This is a genomic window from Halomonas qinghailakensis (assembly GCF_025820815.1).
GTDB classification, from domain to species: domain Bacteria; phylum Pseudomonadota; class Gammaproteobacteria; order Pseudomonadales; family Halomonadaceae; genus Vreelandella; species Vreelandella qaidamensis.
In genome coordinates this window covers 1580832-1597569 of sequence record NZ_CP096973.1, presented here as the reverse complement: position 1 = coordinate 1597569, position 16738 = coordinate 1580832, and the positions used below count along the sequence as shown (strand labels likewise).

General features: G+C 51.1%; 11 protein-coding genes and 3 rRNA genes. 10 read left to right on the top strand and 4 right to left on the bottom strand.

From position 1 onward, the window contains the following. From M0220_RS07530 to ruvX, 5 genes are all read left to right on the top strand, one after another. Window positions 1-756, top strand: a complete 756-nt coding sequence (locus M0220_RS07530; RefSeq protein ID WP_084180407.1) for a 16S rRNA (uracil(1498)-N(3))-methyltransferase — start codon at window positions 1-3, stop codon at window positions 754-756. Between the two features lie 314 nt (window positions 757-1070). Beyond that, window positions 1071-1775, top strand: coding sequence for a CvfB family protein (locus M0220_RS07525; RefSeq protein WP_030071723.1), 705 nt, complete (start codon window positions 1071-1073; stop codon window positions 1773-1775). Between the two features lie 76 nt (window positions 1776-1851). Beyond that, window positions 1852-2808: a glutathione synthase gene (gene gshB, locus M0220_RS07520; protein ID WP_162219914.1), complete on the top strand. Its 957-nt coding sequence runs from the start codon at window positions 1852-1854 to the stop codon at window positions 2806-2808. Between the two features lie 73 nt (window positions 2809-2881). Next, window positions 2882-3439, top strand: coding sequence for a YqgE/AlgH family protein (locus M0220_RS07515; RefSeq protein WP_030071728.1), 558 nt, complete (start codon window positions 2882-2884; stop codon window positions 3437-3439). 24 nt (window positions 3440-3463) lie between these two features. Next, complete coding sequence (gene ruvX, locus M0220_RS07510) at window positions 3464-3919, top strand: Holliday junction resolvase RuvX (RefSeq protein WP_030071731.1); 456 nt, start codon at window positions 3464-3466, stop codon at window positions 3917-3919. Between the two features lie 15 nt (window positions 3920-3934). Here the strand turns inward: ruvX and pyrB are convergent, their stop codons facing one another. Further along, window positions 3935-4960: an aspartate carbamoyltransferase gene (gene pyrB / locus M0220_RS07505; protein WP_264019048.1), complete on the bottom strand. Its 1026-nt coding sequence runs from the start codon at window positions 4958-4960 to the stop codon at window positions 3935-3937. 605 nt (window positions 4961-5565) lie between these two features. Between pyrB and M0220_RS07500 the strand changes: the two genes are divergently transcribed. The 5 genes from M0220_RS07500 to M0220_RS07480 all read left to right on the top strand — a co-directional run bounded on the left by M0220_RS07500 (window position 5566) and on the right by M0220_RS07480 (window position 14477). After that, window positions 5566-7096 (top strand): 16S ribosomal RNA (locus M0220_RS07500). Between the two features lie 334 nt (window positions 7097-7430). Next, window positions 7431-10328: ribosomal RNA gene (locus M0220_RS07495) — 23S ribosomal RNA — on the top strand. A 157-nt stretch (window positions 10329-10485) separates the two neighbouring features. After that, window positions 10486-10601, top strand: a 5S ribosomal RNA gene (gene rrf / locus M0220_RS07490). The 16S, 23S and 5S rRNA genes sit together here, the layout of an rRNA operon. An 868-nt stretch (window positions 10602-11469) precedes the next feature. Further along, window positions 11470-13005: a class I SAM-dependent methyltransferase gene (locus tag M0220_RS07485; RefSeq protein ID WP_030074309.1), complete on the top strand. Its 1536-nt coding sequence runs from the start codon at window positions 11470-11472 to the stop codon at window positions 13003-13005. A 128-nt stretch (window positions 13006-13133) separates the two neighbouring features. After that, window positions 13134-14477 (top strand): deoxyguanosinetriphosphate triphosphohydrolase, encoded by a 1344-nt coding sequence (locus tag M0220_RS07480; protein WP_264019047.1) that lies wholly within the window; start codon window positions 13134-13136, stop codon window positions 14475-14477. 4 nt (window positions 14478-14481) lie between these two features. On the opposite strand, the gene M0220_RS07475 is transcribed toward M0220_RS07480, so the two are convergent. From M0220_RS07475 to M0220_RS07465, 3 genes are read right to left on the bottom strand one after another with little or no spacing between them, the layout of a single operon-like run. After that, window positions 14482-15390 carry a nuclease-related domain-containing protein gene (locus M0220_RS07475; RefSeq protein WP_030074311.1) on the bottom strand — a complete coding sequence of 303 codons (909 nt, stop codon included), beginning with the start codon at window positions 15388-15390 and terminating at the stop codon, window positions 14482-14484. Window positions 15391-15447: 57 nt separating this feature from the next. Then, entirely contained in the window at window positions 15448-15822 is a 375-nt protein-coding gene (locus M0220_RS07470; protein WP_030074312.1) for a translation initiation factor Sui1, read from the bottom strand. A gap of 2 nt (window positions 15823-15824) precedes the next feature. Continuing rightward, window positions 15825-16523: an HAD family hydrolase gene (locus tag M0220_RS07465; protein WP_030074313.1), complete on the bottom strand. Its 699-nt coding sequence runs from the start codon at window positions 16521-16523 to the stop codon at window positions 15825-15827. Window positions 16524-16738 lie beyond the last annotated feature (215 nt).

Sequence of the window (16738 nt, the reverse complement as noted above, 5' to 3'; positions counted from 1 at the left end):
ATGCATGCTGCTGACTGGGTTGCCTTACACGGCAAAATGCCCCGCCTTTATGTGCCCGCTGAGTTTGCAGTGGGCACAACCATTACCCTACCTGACGGCCCGGCGAGGCATGTGACGCGAGTGCTACGGTTGGGCGAAAGCGCGCCACTGATGTTGTTTGATGGCAACGGCCAAGAGGCTGGCGTGCGCTTAGCCGATGTTGGACGTAAGCAAACGACAGTGACCATCGAGGCTGTTTGGCTGGGTAGTGGCGAATCGCCGTTGGCGGTACACCTGGGTCAAGCGATCTCAAAAGGCGACCGGATGGACTATGCCATCCAAAAAGCCGTTGAGCTGGGCGTTGCAGCGATTACCCCGCTCTACACCGAGCGGGGCGATGTGCGTCTCAAGGGCGACCGTGAAGAGAAAAAACTGGCTCATTGGCAGGCAGTTGCAGCTAGCGCTTGTGAACAGAGTGGGCGAGCGGTTGTCCCGCCCGTTTATCCTCCACAAGCACTGAATGAGTGGCTTTCCGAGCGGCAAGAGCCACTACGTTTGATGCTTCACTTAGCAACAGGCAACGTATTTTCGCAACAGCCATGTCCCACTTCCGTAGCGCTCTTAATCGGCCCAGAGGGTGGTTTAAGTGACTCAGACATTAATGCTGCCACCGCCGGTGGCTTTACGCCGCTGACACTCGGCCCAAGGGTATTGCGTACTGAAACAGCGCCTGTTGTTGCGCTAACACTGCTGCAGCACCACTTTGGTGATGTGTAAGTACTCACTTTTTAGCGCTCGCTTTCCAGTATTCGATTTTAAAAGCTGATTTTTAAGAAGCTATATTTTAAGAACTTCTATTTTAAGAAGTTCTATTTTAAGAGCTTATAGTTTAAAGACTTGCTCTTAAGAACCTATTTTTAGGGGCTGTTTCTTAAAGATTTTTGTGAGTAAGTGCTTACTGATCGGCTGCTGCCATGTTAAGCGGTAGTAGTCGCTATTTTGTGCTGCTGAATTGATTGATAACGGCCGCGCTTTGCCTTGCGTTCGCAAGGCACCATACTGAAGGTCTACTTTTTGTAAGGACGGTACCCATGGTCCGTGAGTCACACTCTTCTCCCCGTTCCGCAAGCGACGCTGCTGCCCAATTGGGTGACGTAGCCTATTTAACCGTGACTGCGGTTAATAGCACTGGGGCGTTTCTGCAATGGGGGCAGCCCAAAGATGTACTGCTGCCTTATAGCGAGCAGCGCTTTCGCCCCGATCCCGGTAAGCGGGTACTGGTAATGCTGTATAGCGATGACCAAGGGCGTCCTGTGGCTACCATGCGCTTGGATCGCTTTTTGACAGATGACGCCTGGGCGCTAGAAAAAGGTGATGAGGTGGCTGTGGTGGTGGCTGACCGTACTGACCTTGGGATGAAAGTAGTGGTTAATCACCGCTATTGGGGGCTGATTTATCAAGATGATATTACTCAGCCGCTGCGCCGCGGGCAGTCGCTGAAAGGCTATGTAAAGCAGCGCCGCGAAGATGGCCGGGTTGATATCTGTTTGCTCCCTCCAGGTGTGGCGCGTCTAGATGTAGTGGGCGATAAGGTGCTGCAGGCGCTGCGTCAAAGCGGTGGTTATCTAGCATTAGGTGATAAAAGCTCAGCACATGACATTAAAACGCGTCTAGGGGTTAGCAAGAGTGCTTACAAGCAGGCCATAGGGCGACTGTATAAACAGCAGTTAATCACGCTGGAGCCTGGCGCTATCCGGCTTGTGCCTGGCGCGCTAACCGACGAGCAAGCCGAGTAACTGCTAGCGGCGGTTGGAGCTGTGCAAGCAGTGCGGCATACTGCTTACCTATTGTTTATGTATGGATGTTACCCCGATGAGCCAATCAACGTTGCATCTCGGTGTGGTGATGGATCCCATCAGCGACATCGCTTACAAGAAAGATACCACCATGGCGATGCTGTGGGCGGCGCAGGAGCGCGGCTACACCCTGCACTACATGGAGCAAGAAGATCTTTTCTTGAACGCGGGACAGGCGTATGCGCGCATGCGCCCGCTAACGGTGCATCGCGACCCAAATCATTGGTATGACCTTGGTGAAGCGGCCCAGCGCCCGCTGGTGGAGCTAGATGTTGTGTTAATGCGCAAAGACCCGCCTGTCGATGCCGACTTTACCAATGCGGTCCATCTATTGGGGTTTGCTGAGCGGGAGGGTGTCTTGGTCGTGAATCCAACCGCTGCCTTATTACAGTGTAATGAAAAATTGTTTGCTCAGCAGTTTCCCCAGTGCTGCGCGCCCACCGTTGTTGCCAGCCGAGATGACGTGCTACGTGCCTTTCATGCGGAACACGGTGATGTGATTTTTAAACCGCTTGATGGCATGGGCGGAACTGGTATTTTTCATATTGGCCCCGATGGCCGCAATATAGGTGCGGTGATTGAGCAATTGACGCTGCGTGGCCAGCGACAAATTATGGCGCAACGTTACCTATCCGAGATCAAGGATGGCGATACGCGCATCTTATTGGTTGACGGCGAACCCGTGCCCTATGGGCTGGCGCGGATTCCCTCGGCGGGTGAAACCCGGGGTAACCTCGCCGCGGGCGGTCGTGGCGTTAGTCGCGAGCTCACCGAGCGCGACCACTGGTTGATTCAGCAGGTGCAGCCCATGATTCGTGAAAAAGGGCTGATGTTCGTTGGTTTAGACGTGATTGGTGACTACATCACTGAAATTAACGTTACCAGTCCCACCTGTGTACGTGAAATCGACGATCAGCGTGGCACGAACATTGCCGGAATGCTGCTGGACGCCATTGAACGTCGTCTTCACTAATCGATGCCGTTGAACGTTCTATTCGCCTAATAACGCGAGGCTCGCTGAGTGTTCAGCGAGCCGTAGGAGACGCATGCAAAGTTTTAAGCATCATTTTTTGATGGCTATGCCCCACTTGGAAGACCCCAATTTCGCTGGCAGCCTGATCTACCTGTGTGACCATGACCACAATGGTTGCATGGGGGTCATCGCCAACCGCCCACTTGAAATCACCCTGGATGCCCTATTTGAGCAGCTCTCATTAGGGGGAGATGACAGCCCACACCGTAATGCACCGGTCTATTATGGTGGCCCTATGCATAAGGATCGTGGCTTTATTTTGCATGTCGGTGATAGCCAGGAGTGGGACTCCAGTGTTCAGGTGGAAGACGGTATTGCGCTTACCACCTCGATGGATATTCTTCAGGCACTTGCCGATGGCACAGGCCCCGACGATTTTTTGGTTTGCCTAGGCTGTGCTGGCTGGGATGTCGGACAGTTAGAAGACGAGCTAAAAGAGAACACGTGGTTAACGGTGGAAAGTCAAAGCAGCGTACTGTTTGATACTCCCCCCACGGAGCGTTTAACTGCTGCGGCTGGCATTCTTGGTGTTGATTTAAACCTGATGACCCGCAACGCTGGACATGCATGACAATTAACATGACGGTTGAGTTTCATGGCTGAACGTGGGCAACGGCTAATACTCGCATTTGATTTTGGTACTCGGCGTATTGGCGTCGCGGTAGGCAACGAGTTGTTGAATAGTGCACGCGAGCTAACGCCGCTAACCGCTCGAGATGGCATTCCTGACTGGAACGTTGTCACACGGTTAGTAGAAGAGTGGCAGCCTGATCTATTTGTCGTTGGCTTGCCGCTGAATATGGACGGCACTGAATCAGCGATGAGTACGCGGGCACGTAAGTTCGGCAACCGCCTGCATGGGCGCTATGGTAAGCCCTGTGAAATGGTCGACGAACGTGGCTCCACTCGCGAAGCGAAGCAGATTGCCCATGCTGCAGGGCATCGTGGTAATTACCGAGAAGAGAGCGTTGATGGCATTGCTGCCGTGCTTATTCTAGAAGGCTGGTTTGCCCACCAGGAAGGACTGCCCGGTGGGCGAAGCACCCATTAAATCTGATGCCGTGTCTTAACGGTCTAGCGTGCCGACCTGTGATGGCACAAACCAGCGTACTGGCCGCAGGTCTTTCTCAATCAGTTCATCTACCTTTAAGAGTGTGGCAAAAATGGCCATACGCATCGGTATCCCGTTATCGGTTTGGCGGAAAATCGCCAAACGTGGGTCTCCGTTAAGGTTCACGTTTAGGTCATTAGCGCCTGGGCGGCTATCACGGGGTAGTGGGTGCATGACAATGGTGCTCTGGCTGCAGCGCTGATCAAGAAAGTCACGGTTCACCATAAAGTCGTCAGAAAGCCCCTGAAAGCTCTCGTTCATTTCATCAGTAAAGCGCTCTTTCTGGATACGCGTGGTGTACACCACGTCTAGGTCTGAGAAGTCGCTAGCCAGTGAATCGCGCTGCTCAACGCGATGCCCGCGAGATGTCACTAGGTCAATCAGGGCGGTCGGCATTTCTAAACCCGGTGGAGATACCAGGGTAATGCGCAGCGGATCATAAAGAGATAGTAACTTGATCAGCGAATGCACGGTGCGGCCATATTTCAAATCACCGGTCAGTAGAATATGCGCTCCGCTAAGCGATTTACCCAGCCGCTGAAACTCTTTATCAATTGTATAGAGGTCCAGCAATGCTTGGCTTGGGTGTTCACCAGGGCCATCGCCACCATTTATTACCGGCACATTAGTGGCCGCCGCGAACTCCGCTACCGACCCTTGATCGGGGTGGCGCATAACAATCGCATCGCAGTAACCACTCATCACACGGCTGGTATCGTACAGCGACTCACCCTTGGCCATAGAAGAGAAGGTAAAGCCAGTGGTGTCACACACACTTCCCCCCAAACGGCAAAATGCGGCATGAAAGCTCACGCGCGTGCGTGTACTCGCCTCAAAGAACAAATTACCAAGCACAGCACCTTCCAGCACCCGAGTAATTTGGCGGCGACTGGCAATAGGTTCCATACGCGCTGCTACGCGTAGCAGGTGGTCAACGCTTTCGCGCTGTAATGAATCGACAGTTAATAGGTGCTGGCTCATCACGGACCTCAAAATGGAGTGGGCGTTACGTGCTATAAAGCTAGGGTAAGTGTAACCGTCTAGAGAGTGCCGTCGAAGCGCTTTCAAACGCACAACGGCCCATCTTAAAACTTTTTTGCACTTATTTATAAATAGGCCTTGCCAAGACGGCAGCGAATCCGTAAAGTACGCATCCGCTGCCGGGGACGCACAGCGTTACCAGCGGTGATAGAAGGTGAAAACCTTCGGTTTGTCAGGAAGTTAGCGCAATAAAAGAGAAGGCATCGTTATCTCGCTTTCTTAACCCGCCCGCTTCACTCACTGAAAACAGTGATTGACAAACACCAGGAAATGCGTAGAATACGCCTTCCTCGCTGAGGCAAACCAGTTCATCGGTTAGCCGGCTGATAAGACAGCCTCACAGCGAAATAGCTCTTTAACAATTTGATCAGGTAATTCATGTGGGCGCTTGCCGATGAGGGTGATAAATCACCAAATATCAAGGCAAGCGGTCATGACAATGTAAATTGAAATGAATTCGTTTGAACCTTGAGCCAAGTTTGATGCGCTTTTGTTGTTCGTCAACATTATGTTGTCGGGTGACGAGTAAGCATCACAATGATTTTAAACTGAAGAGTTTGATCATGGCTCAGATTGAACGCTGGCGGCAGGCCTAACACATGCAAGTCGAGCGGTAACAGATCTAGCTTGCTAGATGCTGACGAGCGGCGGACGGGTGTAATGCATAGGAATCTACCCGGTAGTGGGGGATAACCTGGGGAAACCCAGGCTAATACCGCATACGTCCTACGGGAGAAAGGGGGCTCCGGCTCCCGCTATCGGATGAGCCTATGTCGGATTAGCTAGTTGGTGAGGTAATGGCTCACCAAGGCAACGATCCGTAGCTGGTCTGAGAGGATGATCAGCCACATCGGGACTGAGACACGGCCCGAACTCCTACGGGAGGCAGCAGTGGGGAATATTGGACAATGGGGGGAACCCTGATCCAGCCATGCCGCGTGTGTGAAGAAGGCCTTCGGGTTGTAAAGCACTTTCAGCGAGGAAGAACGCCTAGTGGTTAATACCCATTAGGAAAGACATCACTCGCAGAAGAAGCACCGGCTAACTCCGTGCCAGCAGCCGCGGTAATACGGAGGGTGCAAGCGTTAATCGGAATTACTGGGCGTAAAGCGCGCGTAGGTGGCTTGATAAGCCGGTTGTGAAAGCCCCGGGCTCAACCTGGGAACGGCATCCGGAACTGTCAAGCTAGAGTGCAGGAGAGGAAGGTAGAATTCCCGGTGTAGCGGTGAAATGCGTAGAGATCGGGAGGAATACCAGTGGCGAAGGCGGCCTTCTGGACTGACACTGACACTGAGGTGCGAAAGCGTGGGTAGCAAACAGGATTAGATACCCTGGTAGTCCACGCCGTAAACGATGTCGACCAGCCGTTGGGTGCCTAGCGCACTTTGTGGCGAAGTTAACGCGATAAGTCGACCGCCTGGGGAGTACGGCCGCAAGGTTAAAACTCAAATGAATTGACGGGGGCCCGCACAAGCGGTGGAGCATGTGGTTTAATTCGATGCAACGCGAAGAACCTTACCTACTCTTGACATCCTGCGAACTTGTGAGAGATCACTTGGTGCCTTCGGGAACGCAGAGACAGGTGCTGCATGGCTGTCGTCAGCTCGTGTTGTGAAATGTTGGGTTAAGTCCCGTAACGAGCGCAACCCTTGTCCTTATTTGCCAGCGGGTAATGCCGGGAACTCTAAGGAGACTGCCGGTGACAAACCGGAGGAAGGTGGGGACGACGTCAAGTCATCATGGCCCTTACGAGTAGGGCTACACACGTGCTACAATGGCCGGTACAAAGGGTTGCGAGCTCGCGAGAGTCAGCTAATCCCGAAAAGCCGGTCTCAGTCCGGATCGGAGTCTGCAACTCGACTCCGTGAAGTCGGAATCGCTAGTAATCGTGAATCAGAATGTCACGGTGAATACGTTCCCGGGCCTTGTACACACCGCCCGTCACACCATGGGAGTGGACTGCACCAGAAGTGGTTAGCCTAACGCAAGAGGGCGATCACCACGGTGTGGTTCATGACTGGGGTGAAGTCGTAACAAGGTAGCCGTAGGGGAACCTGCGGCTGGATCACCTCCTTAAACGATGCATCATCCCTCGCGGTAAGCGCTCACAATGAATTACCTGATCAAAATGCTGTTGATACGCAGTGATAAGCGTTTTCTTCATATTGAAAAAAGAGAAAAGATCTTTTTTTAAAGAGTTCTTTTAAAGAGCTTTGTTTTAAAGCCCCTTCTTTTTTTAACGTGAAAAAAGCAACCGCTTATCACTGCGCATAGCAGTCGCTCTTTAACAATGTATATTATGCTGACATAAACGTTTTTTAAAACGTTTATACGTAATTGTTTTGTGATACGTCTCAAGCGTATCCGGCAATCGTTATCATTGCGAATCCCAGACTCCTTCGGGTTATAGGGTCAAGCAATGAAGCGCACACGGTGGATGCCTAGGCAGCCAGAGGCGATGAAAGACGTGGTAGCCTGCGATAAGGCTCGGCGAGGTGGCAAACAACCTGTGACCCGGGCATCTCTGAATGGGGAAACCCACTCATCATAAGATGAGTATCTTACGCTGAATATATAGGCGTAAGAGGCGAACCAGGGGAACTGAAACATCTAAGTACCCTGAGGAAAAGAAAATCAACCGAGATTCCCCTAGTAGCGGCGAGCGAACGGGGACCAGCCCTTAAGCATGTGACTGATTAGACGAACGAGCTGGGAAGCTCGGCCGCAGCGGGTGATAGCCCCGTAGTCGAAAATCTGATCATGTGAAATCGAGTAGGTCGGGGCACGAGAAACCTTGACTGAAGACGGGGGGACCATCCTCCAAGGCTAAATACTCCTGGCTGACCGATAGTGAACCAGTACCGTGAGGGAAAGGCGAAAAGAACCCCGGAGAGGGGAGTGAAATAGATCCTGAAACCGTGTGCGTACAAGCAGTAGGAGCAGACTTGTTCTGTGACTGCGTACCTTTTGTATAATGGGTCAGCGACTTATATTCAGTGGCGAGGTTAACCGTTTAGGGGAGCCGTAGGGAAACCGAGTCTTAACTGGGCGACACAGTCGCTGGATATAGACCCGAAACCGAGCGATCTATCCATGAGCAGGGTGAAGGTTGAGTAACATCAACTGGAGGCCCGAACCAGGATCTGTTGAAAAAGATTTGGATGACTTGTGGATCGGAGTGAAAGGCTAATCAAGCTCGGAGATAGCTGGTTCTCCTCGAAAGCTATTTAGGTAGCGCCTCACGTATCACCACCGGGGGTAGAGCACTGTTTCGGCTAGGGGGTCATCCCGACTTACCAACCCGAGGCAAACTCCGAATACCGGTGAGTGCGAGCGTGGGAGACACACGGCGGGTGCTAACGTCCGTCGTGAAAAGGGAAACAACCCAGACCGTCAGCTAAGGTCCCGAAATCCTGGTTAAGTGGGAAACGATGTGGGAAGGCTCAGACAGCTAGGAGGTTGGCTTAGAAGCAGCCATCCTTTAAAGAAAGCGTAATAGCTCACTAGTCGAGTCGGCCTGCGCGGAAGATGTAACGGGGCTAAACCAGGTACCGAAGCTACGGGTTCATCCTCTGGATGAGCGGTAGAGGAGCGTCGTGTAAGCCAATGAAGGTGAATTGAGAAGTTCGCTGGAGGTATCACGAGTGCGAATGCTGACATGAGTAACGATAAAGGGAGTGAAAAACTCCCTCGCCGGAAGACCAAGGGTTTCTGTTCGACGCTAATCGGAGCAGAGTGAGTCGGCCCCTAAGGCGAGGCCGAAAGGCGTAGTCGATGGGAAACGGGTCAATATTCCCGTACCGGACATGATTGCGATGGGGGGACGGAGAAGGCTAGGTGAGCCAGGCGTTGGTTGTCCTGGTGAAAGTGAGTAGGCTGGTGTCCTAGGTAAATCCGGGATGCTCTAAGGCCGAGACACGAAACGAACTGACCACGGTCAGGAAGTCATTGATGCCACGCTTCCAGGAAAAGCCTCTAAGCTTCAGATCATGTGCGACCGTACCCCAAACCGACACAGGTGGTCAGGGTGAGAATCCCAAGGCGCTTGAGAGAACTCGGGTGAAGGAACTAGGCAAAATGGTGCCGTAACTTCGGGAGAAGGCACGCCGGCGTAGGGTGACGAGACTTGCTCTCCAAGCCCGAACCGGTCGAAGATACCAGGTGGCTGCAACTGTTTAGTAAAAACACAGCACTCTGCTAACGCGCAAGCGGACGTATAGGGTGTGACGCCTGCCCGGTGCCGGAAGGTTAAATGATGGTGTTAGCCGTAAGGCGAAGCTCTTGATTGAAGCCCCGGTAAACGGCGGCCGTAACTATAACGGTCCTAAGGTAGCGAAATTCCTTGTCGGGTAAGTTCCGACCTGCACGAATGGCGTAATGATGGCCACGCTGTCTCCACCCGAGACTCAGTGAAATTGAAATCGCCGTGAAGATGCGGTGTACCCGCGGCTAGACGGAAAGACCCCGTGAACCTTTACTATAGCTTCACACTGGACGCTGATGTTGCCTGTGTAGGATAGCTGGGAGGCTTTGAACCTCGGACGCCAGTTCGAGCGGAGCCAACCTTGAAATACCAGCCTGGCATCATTGGCGTTCTCACTCAGGTCCGTTATCCGGATCGAGGACAGTGTGTGTGTGGTGGGTAGTTTGACTGGGGCGGTCTCCTCCCAAAGAGTAACGGAGGAGCACGAAGGTACCCTCAGCACGGTCGGACATCGTGCAGTGAGTGCAAGAGCATAAGGGTGCTTGACTGCGAGACAGACACGTCGAGCAGGTGCGAAAGCAGGTTCTAGTGATCCGGTGGTTCTGTATGGAAGGGCCATCGCTCAACGGATAAAAGGTACTCCGGGGATAACAGGCTGATACCGCCCAAGAGTTCACATCGACGGCGGTGTTTGGCACCTCGATGTCGGCTCATCACATCCTGGGGCTGAAGTCGGTCCCAAGGGTATGGCTGTTCGCCATTTAAAGTGGTACGCGAGCTGGGTTTAGAACGTCGTGAGACAGTTCGGTCCCTATCTGCCGTGGGCGTTGGATGTTTGAGAAGGGCTGCTCCTAGTACGAGAGGACCGGAGTGGACGCACCTCTGGTGTTCCGGTTGTCACGCCAGTGGCATTGCCGGGTAGCTATGTGCGGACGGGATAACCGCTGAAAGCATCTAAGCGGGAAGCCCCCTTCAAGATGAGACATCCCTGAGGCCTAGAGCCTCCTGAAGGGCCCAGCGAGACCAGCTGGTTGATAGGCACGGTGTGGAAGCGCTGCAAGGCGTTGAGCTAACGTGTACTAATGGCCCGTGAGGCTTGACCCTATAACACCCAAGGGGTCTGGTCGCAGTGATAACGAAACGAGTGTGACAACACTCAGAAAACCGGATACGCGGATTAAGCCCACCGTGACACACGACAGGCTTAAGACAAAAGAGACGACACAAAACACTGTCAGCATGATATGCATTACCTGTTACGCCTGACGACCATAGCGAGCGTGAACCACCTGATCCCATGCCGAACTCAGCAGTGAAACCGCTTAGCGCCGATGGTAGTGTGGGGTCTCCCCATGCGAGAGTAGGTCATCGTCAGGCACTTATTAAACAAAAAACCCAGCCAATCGGCTGGGTTTTTTGCGTTCAGAAAGAAAAAACACCCCTAGCCCTCTCTAACAACGTGGCCCCCTCCCGACGCGTGCACCGTACGTCATTGCCGAGTCACTGCACCGTCATTCCCGAGTGAGGTTATCGGGAATCCACCTTGACCTTGGCTTGCAGCAGCCCAAAACCCCAACTCAACATGGGTTCCCGCTAAGGGCCTGCGGGAATGACAAGAGCGGCTCGGAGGGCTGGGGCGAGTTATCGTCAGGCACTTATTAAGAAAAAAACCAGCTTCAGTTGAAGCTGGGGCTTTTTGTTGGTGCCTACCGCACCGTCATTCCCGAGTCTCCACACCGTCATTCCCGAGTGAGGTTATCGGGAATCCACCTTGACCTTGACCTGCAGCAGCCTAAAACCCCAGGTCAGCATGGATTCCCGCTGAGGGCCTGCGGGAATGACAAGAGCGGCTCGGAGGGCTGGGAGGAGTCATCGTTAGTTACTGATTCGAAAAAATCCCCTAGGGCTGGGGTTTTTCATACTTGAAAGTAAGTCATTCAATAGGGGACGTAGGAGAATAAATAGCAAAAAATACTTGCGAAGTTATTTACACACATAATCGCTTAACAATCCTTAAAACTTCACGCTATCTCTTCAGTAGACCCATGGAATTAAATACTTCACTATCAAGTATCTAGCAATAGCGTTTGTATCAGGGTGTGGGTCATTGTCAGAGTTTGTGGCAGTGGTAAGGGCGCCATAATAATGTTTCCTGACTGTTTCTAAAATCCTGATGGTAAACGACTTCGTTTAAAGACTCAGTTTAAAAATTTGAACTATACGCCATCGCTTGGGAGCAGGTGTTATGTCGGATTGGACATCGGGATACGTAGCAGATATTAATTATACCTATGGATATTACGCTGAGCTTAATCCTTTGCGCATTGCTTTAGGGTTTATCAATGCTGGCATTCGGCCGCCTAAAACTATTAATGCCTGTGAACTTGGGTTTGGCCAGGGTATTAGCACCAATATTCATGCGGCCGCCTCACAAATAAATTGGTACGGGACCGATTTTAATCCCCATCAAGCGGCGTTTGCTCAGGAGTTGTCTTCTATTAGCGGTGCAGACGCTAAGCTGTACGATGATGCCTTTAGTGATTTTTGTCAGCGTGACAATTTGCCTGAGTTCGACTACATCGGTCTTCACGGTATATGGAGTTGGATTTCGGATGAAAACCGTGCGGTGATCGTTGATTTTATCCGACGAAAACTAAGAGTAGGAGGCGTGCTATATATCAGCTATAACACTCAGCCAGGTTGGGCGGCAATGGTACCAATGCGTGACTTGCTAGCGGAGTATGCTGATACTATGAGCGCCCAGGGAGCAGGCACCATTTCACGTATTGATGATGCCATTGCGTTTGCTGATAAGCTGGTCGCTGTGAACCCTGAGTATTGCAATGCTAACCCCCAGATAAAAAATCGTCTGGCTAAAATTAAGCAAGATAATAAAAACTATGTGGCCCACGAATACTTTAACCGTGATTGGGAGCCAATGGCATTTGCCAAAATGGCGCGTTGGTTAGAGCCAGCTAAAATGGACTGGGCTTGTAGTGCGAGATATGCAGATGCCATTGAGAGTATTCAGTTAACCAATGAGCAACAGGCCTTAATTAATAACATTCCTAACCCGCTATTTCGCCAGTCGGTGCGTGATTTTTGTGAGAATCGTCAATTTCGTACCGATTACTGGGTAAAAGGGGCACGCCGTTTAAGTGAGCTTGATAAAGATGAAATGTTAGGTGGTCTTCGTGTGATTATGGGAGTGCCACGTAAGGACGTACAGCTAAAAATCGCTGGGCGACTGGGTAACTTTGACTTGCCTAGCAATATTTATACGCCACTACTAGAGATGCTTTCATCCTATCAACCTGTATTTGTATCAGAGCTTTGGCAGGTTGCAGCAGAGCACGGGGTGGGGCGCTCTGCATTTAACAGTGCAATCGCCATACTTGCATCAAAAGGTATTATTTTGCCTGCCCAATCTGACGATGATATTGCTAAAGTAGCGTCCAAGACTGGTCAACTCAATCGTTTTTTAATGAGTCGGTCAAGAAGCACAACAGAGTTGAGTTATCTAGCAAGTCCTGTGACAGGAGGTGGTATTGCTGTCCCGCTTTTTCATCAGTTTTTCCTGCTTGCCTCGTTAGAGGGCGGCGATGATGCTAAAACGTTAGCTGCTTTTACGTGGCGTATTTTAGCGTCTCAAAACAAATGTCTGCTTAAAGAGGGTAAGCCAATTTCGGATGAGAATGAAAATTTGGTCGAGCTTGAGCGTCAGGCCAGAGATTTTCTAGATGAGCGGTTACCCATCTATCGAGCGTTAAAAATTATCTGATCAATGGCGCGTGTCACTATCATATGACATGTGTGTAGCGGTGGTTGTCGCTGCACACATGTCTTGAGGTTGAAGGCGGTTATCTTGCTTAGTTTTATGTCAAAATGTTGCTCTCACGGAGGAACGCTATGACACAGATGCAATGGGACCAGTTATTATCCCCTCAACGTCTTCACGATAAACGCCCTGGTAGTGTGCGTGAAGCGACTCATGAAATCGGTCGAAGCCCTTTTCATAAAGATCATGATCGTATTGTTTTCTCGGGTTCTTTTAGGCGTTTGGGGCGAAAAACGCAGGTTCATCCGCTGACAGAAAATGATCATATTCACACACGCTTAACTCACTCACTTGAAGTTGGTTGTGTTGGTCGTTCGCTAGGTATGATTGTCGGCGAGTTATTAAAGGATCGACTGCCTAGTTGGATTACACCCGCTGATTTAGGGGTGATCGTCCAAACGGCGTGTTTAGGACATGATATTGGTAATCCCCCTTTTGGCCATGCTGGTGAATATGCGATTCGTGATTGGTTTCAGCGTGCTCAAAAAAGTGGCTTGCTAGATGGTCTGTCTGACGCAGAGCGTGAAGACTTACTGACGTATGAAGGTAATGCCCAAGGCTTCCGTGTTATTACACAAATTGAATACAACCAGTTTAATGGTGGTATGCGGTTATCTGCCGCTACGTTAGGTACTCTACTTAAATATCCCTGGACGGTACGCTACAGCGGGCGTGCGGGTAAGTTTGGTTGCTACCAGTCTGAACAGGCGCTGTTAAAAGAAGTGGCTGGGGCTGTCGGGCTTCTTCCCCAGGGAGATCAACGCTGGTGTCGTCATCCGCTTGCCTGGCTTGTCGAAGCGGCAGATGATATCTGCTACGCCCTGCTTGATTTAGAAGATGGCTTAGAGATGGGGATTCTTCGCTATGAGGAAGTGGTTGAAATATTGCGCCAGATAGCCGGTGAATTTCCTCCAGAATACGCTGAGATGGAGAGGCGGAAAGTATCTCAGCGGCGTCGAATTGCGTTACTGCGCGGTGCTGCCATGGAGCGTGCAGTAAATGATGTGGGAGCTGTCTTTGTGCAGCATGAGCAAGCATTACTCAGCGGCACGTTAGGCCAGGATTTGTTAGAGCTGTGTCATCCTGATTTGGGATGGGGGGTTCAAGCTGCAAAGCAGTTGGCTCGTGAACGCATTTTTCAAAATGAGCGCAAAGCCAAGTTGGAAATTGGCGCCTACACAACGCTAGGAATTTTACTAGAAGCATTTATAGGTGCTGCTAATGAATTACATCACACAGGCCATAGCTCATTTAAACATCAACGTGTTTTGGCATTGATTGGTGAAAATACGCCACTGCAATCCTGGACGCTCTATGATAGCTATCGGCGTATGCTAGATTTTATTGGCGGTATGACCGATCACTATGCTGTCGATCTTGCACAAGAAATGGGCGGTCGCTTACGCGGTGATTAGTCTTTCAGACAGAGGGTTGGCGTAAGTGTTTGAGTTCCATAATACGTGCACGCTCAATTAATAAATGAATCACCTTATCGTGAATGGCATCGCTCATCTGGCCAGGGGTGAGTTCGGTTAGCTGACGGGCTAGCTGCTCACCGCTTACGACTAATATGTCGGGGGCGGCTTCGCTAGTGTCCACCTCCCAGCCTGGTAACACCAATACGCCTCGTACAGGCACGGGTATACCACAGCGACACTCTAACCACTGAGTCAACCAATTGACGCCCTGGCGCGTTTTATGAAGTGGACGGCGTTCTTGCCAATGAGGAAAACGCAGCCGCTCACGTTCAACGGCTACGCTATTAAGCTCTTTCCCATCGCTACCAATCGCTAATGCTCGGGCTCGCGTTTCTACCACGAAGACGCCGTGTGGTGTGACAACGACGTGGTCAATAGTAAAGCTATCAGTGGGAACATCGTGGAAGACATAGTAGGGGTGGGCTTCCGGCCTCACCATGCGCTCTAATTCCTGACCGACAGCTAGCTCGCAAGCTAAGCCAAGTTTAAGACGGCGGATACGCTGATAATCGCGGACAAGTAGCAGTGAAAACGCTAGCACTAATAGCGTGCTAAGTAAGCCATATAATGCCCACTCTACCCAGTCCTGTTTTTCTACAAATAGCATACGCCCCATGCCGTACACGAGAGGGGCCAGGCTAATGATGGGGCCGAGCGCGCCGTTTAAAAAAAGGCTAGAAAAAGCTTGGTCGAGGCGATGACGCAGGGCCTGGCCTGGTTCACGTAAAGGAGCGTTAAAGGGAGACTGAACGCGCGCATCGTGGAGGCTACGCAATGCTAAAACAATGCCACCCATAGCCGCCATGGGAAATAGAAAAATGAGTGGAAGCAGGTATTCTAGCCAATTCATTGCAGTGCCTTGCCCTTAGCGCGCGGTCTCAAGACAGAGCGCCATCACAGAGGTGTATCAGCCACCTGCTAATTTAACGTGGTAGCCTAATGAGGTTAGTGCATGTTGCAGTGTTTCTCGGTGATCGCCTTGAATCTCGATAATGCCATCTTTTACTGCACCCCCAGTACCGCAGCGTTTCTTCAATGTTTTAGCAAGCGCCTTCAACTCCGTGGTGGGGAGCGGTATACCGCTAATAGTAGTCACGCCTTTTCCCTTGCGACCACTGGTTTCACGCCGGATCCGCACAATGCCGTCTAAATCAGCAATGCGTGCTTGCTCACTGGTATCTTCACAGCGGCAGTGATCGATAGACTCACGGCAGCTAGGGCAAGTTTTGCCTTGTTCTGTTGAGTACACAAGGCCGCCGAGCTGGTCACGTAATGAAGCCATACTTATTTCTCTATTGAATGTTGAGGCATTGGCATTTGCCACTTTTCATGAGTAAGGCGCTCAACAACTGCAGGCAATTGGTACATGTTGCTGATCATAATAGCGCCTTCAGGCGTAGTTTCAGCATCTGGATAGCGGTTTAAGTGAATAACCGTCATGCCAGCTTGAAGGGCTGCTCTAATACCCACAAGGGCATCATCAATGGCAATGCAGTCTTTTGCTGCAAAACCCATGATACTAGCTGCATGGAGGTGAAGACAGGGTTCGGGTTTCCAACAGTTAGCGGTATAGCCGCTAAACAAGCGTTTACCAAAGTAGTCGGCTAGGCCGGTGGCCTTTAAAGCCGTATGAATTTTACTTTCTGGACCATTGGATACCACGGCACTTGGATAATGACGCAATACCTCAAGGGATTCACGTGCGCCAGGAATTGCCTCTAGTTCACTTGTTAGCCGATTAGCTAGGCTAGTGCGCATCGTCTGTTCCATGCTAGCTAATTGATCTTCATCGACATTACCATAGCGTTGCTGTAACTCTGCCACAATTCGTCGAAAGCGAGCACCTCGAAATTCCCCCAGATAATCGGTGGATTTGAAAGGTAAGCCTACCGAATTGAGCCCAATAGCCATTTCTTCAGCTAAAAGTGGTTCACTATTGACGAGGGTGCCATCACAGTCAAACAGCAAAAGTGGAAGCGGCATTGTCATTCCTTGCAGCGTCTTACGCGCTACCCGTGTTAGTTTAAGCCGACATCTGCTATTGAACGAGATTCCTCGCTCTTTGTGAACACTGTTTGATAATTTTTTATAGGTTTATGCCAAATTGCTTTGGTTAATGACTGACTAATGCATCTATTGCTTAGGATAAGAATGGCTTTTTAAAGCGACAACACTGGTAGCAGGACGTGTTTAGACTA

What these genes read in the sequence shown, in the direction of transcription:
- M0220_RS07530 (WP_084180407.1), top strand. Translation starts at nt 1, where the DNA reads ATGCATGCTGCTGACTGGGTTGCCTTACACGGCAAAATGCCCCGCCTT.
- M0220_RS07525 (WP_030071723.1), top strand. Translation starts at nt 1,071, where the DNA reads ATGGTCCGTGAGTCACACTCTTCTCCCCGTTCCGCAAGCGACGCTGCT.
- gshB (WP_162219914.1), top strand. Translation starts at nt 1,852, where the DNA reads ATGAGCCAATCAACGTTGCATCTCGGTGTGGTGATGGATCCCATCAGC.
- M0220_RS07515 (WP_030071728.1), top strand. Translation starts at nt 2,882, where the DNA reads ATGCAAAGTTTTAAGCATCATTTTTTGATGGCTATGCCCCACTTGGAA.
- ruvX (WP_030071731.1), top strand. Translation starts at nt 3,464, where the DNA reads ATGGCTGAACGTGGGCAACGGCTAATACTCGCATTTGATTTTGGTACT.
- pyrB (WP_264019048.1), bottom strand. Translation starts at nt 4,960, where the DNA reads ATGAGCCAGCACCTATTAACTGTCGATTCATTACAGCGCGAAAGCGTT.
- M0220_RS07485 (WP_030074309.1), top strand. Translation starts at nt 11,470, where the DNA reads ATGTCGGATTGGACATCGGGATACGTAGCAGATATTAATTATACCTAT.
- M0220_RS07480 (WP_264019047.1), top strand. Translation starts at nt 13,134, where the DNA reads ATGACACAGATGCAATGGGACCAGTTATTATCCCCTCAACGTCTTCAC.
- M0220_RS07475 (WP_030074311.1), bottom strand. Translation starts at nt 15,390, where the DNA reads ATGAATTGGCTAGAATACCTGCTTCCACTCATTTTTCTATTTCCCATG.
- M0220_RS07470 (WP_030074312.1), bottom strand. Translation starts at nt 15,822, where the DNA reads ATGGCTTCATTACGTGACCAGCTCGGCGGCCTTGTGTACTCAACAGAA.
- M0220_RS07465 (WP_030074313.1), bottom strand. Translation starts at nt 16,523, where the DNA reads ATGCCGCTTCCACTTTTGCTGTTTGACTGTGATGGCACCCTCGTCAAT.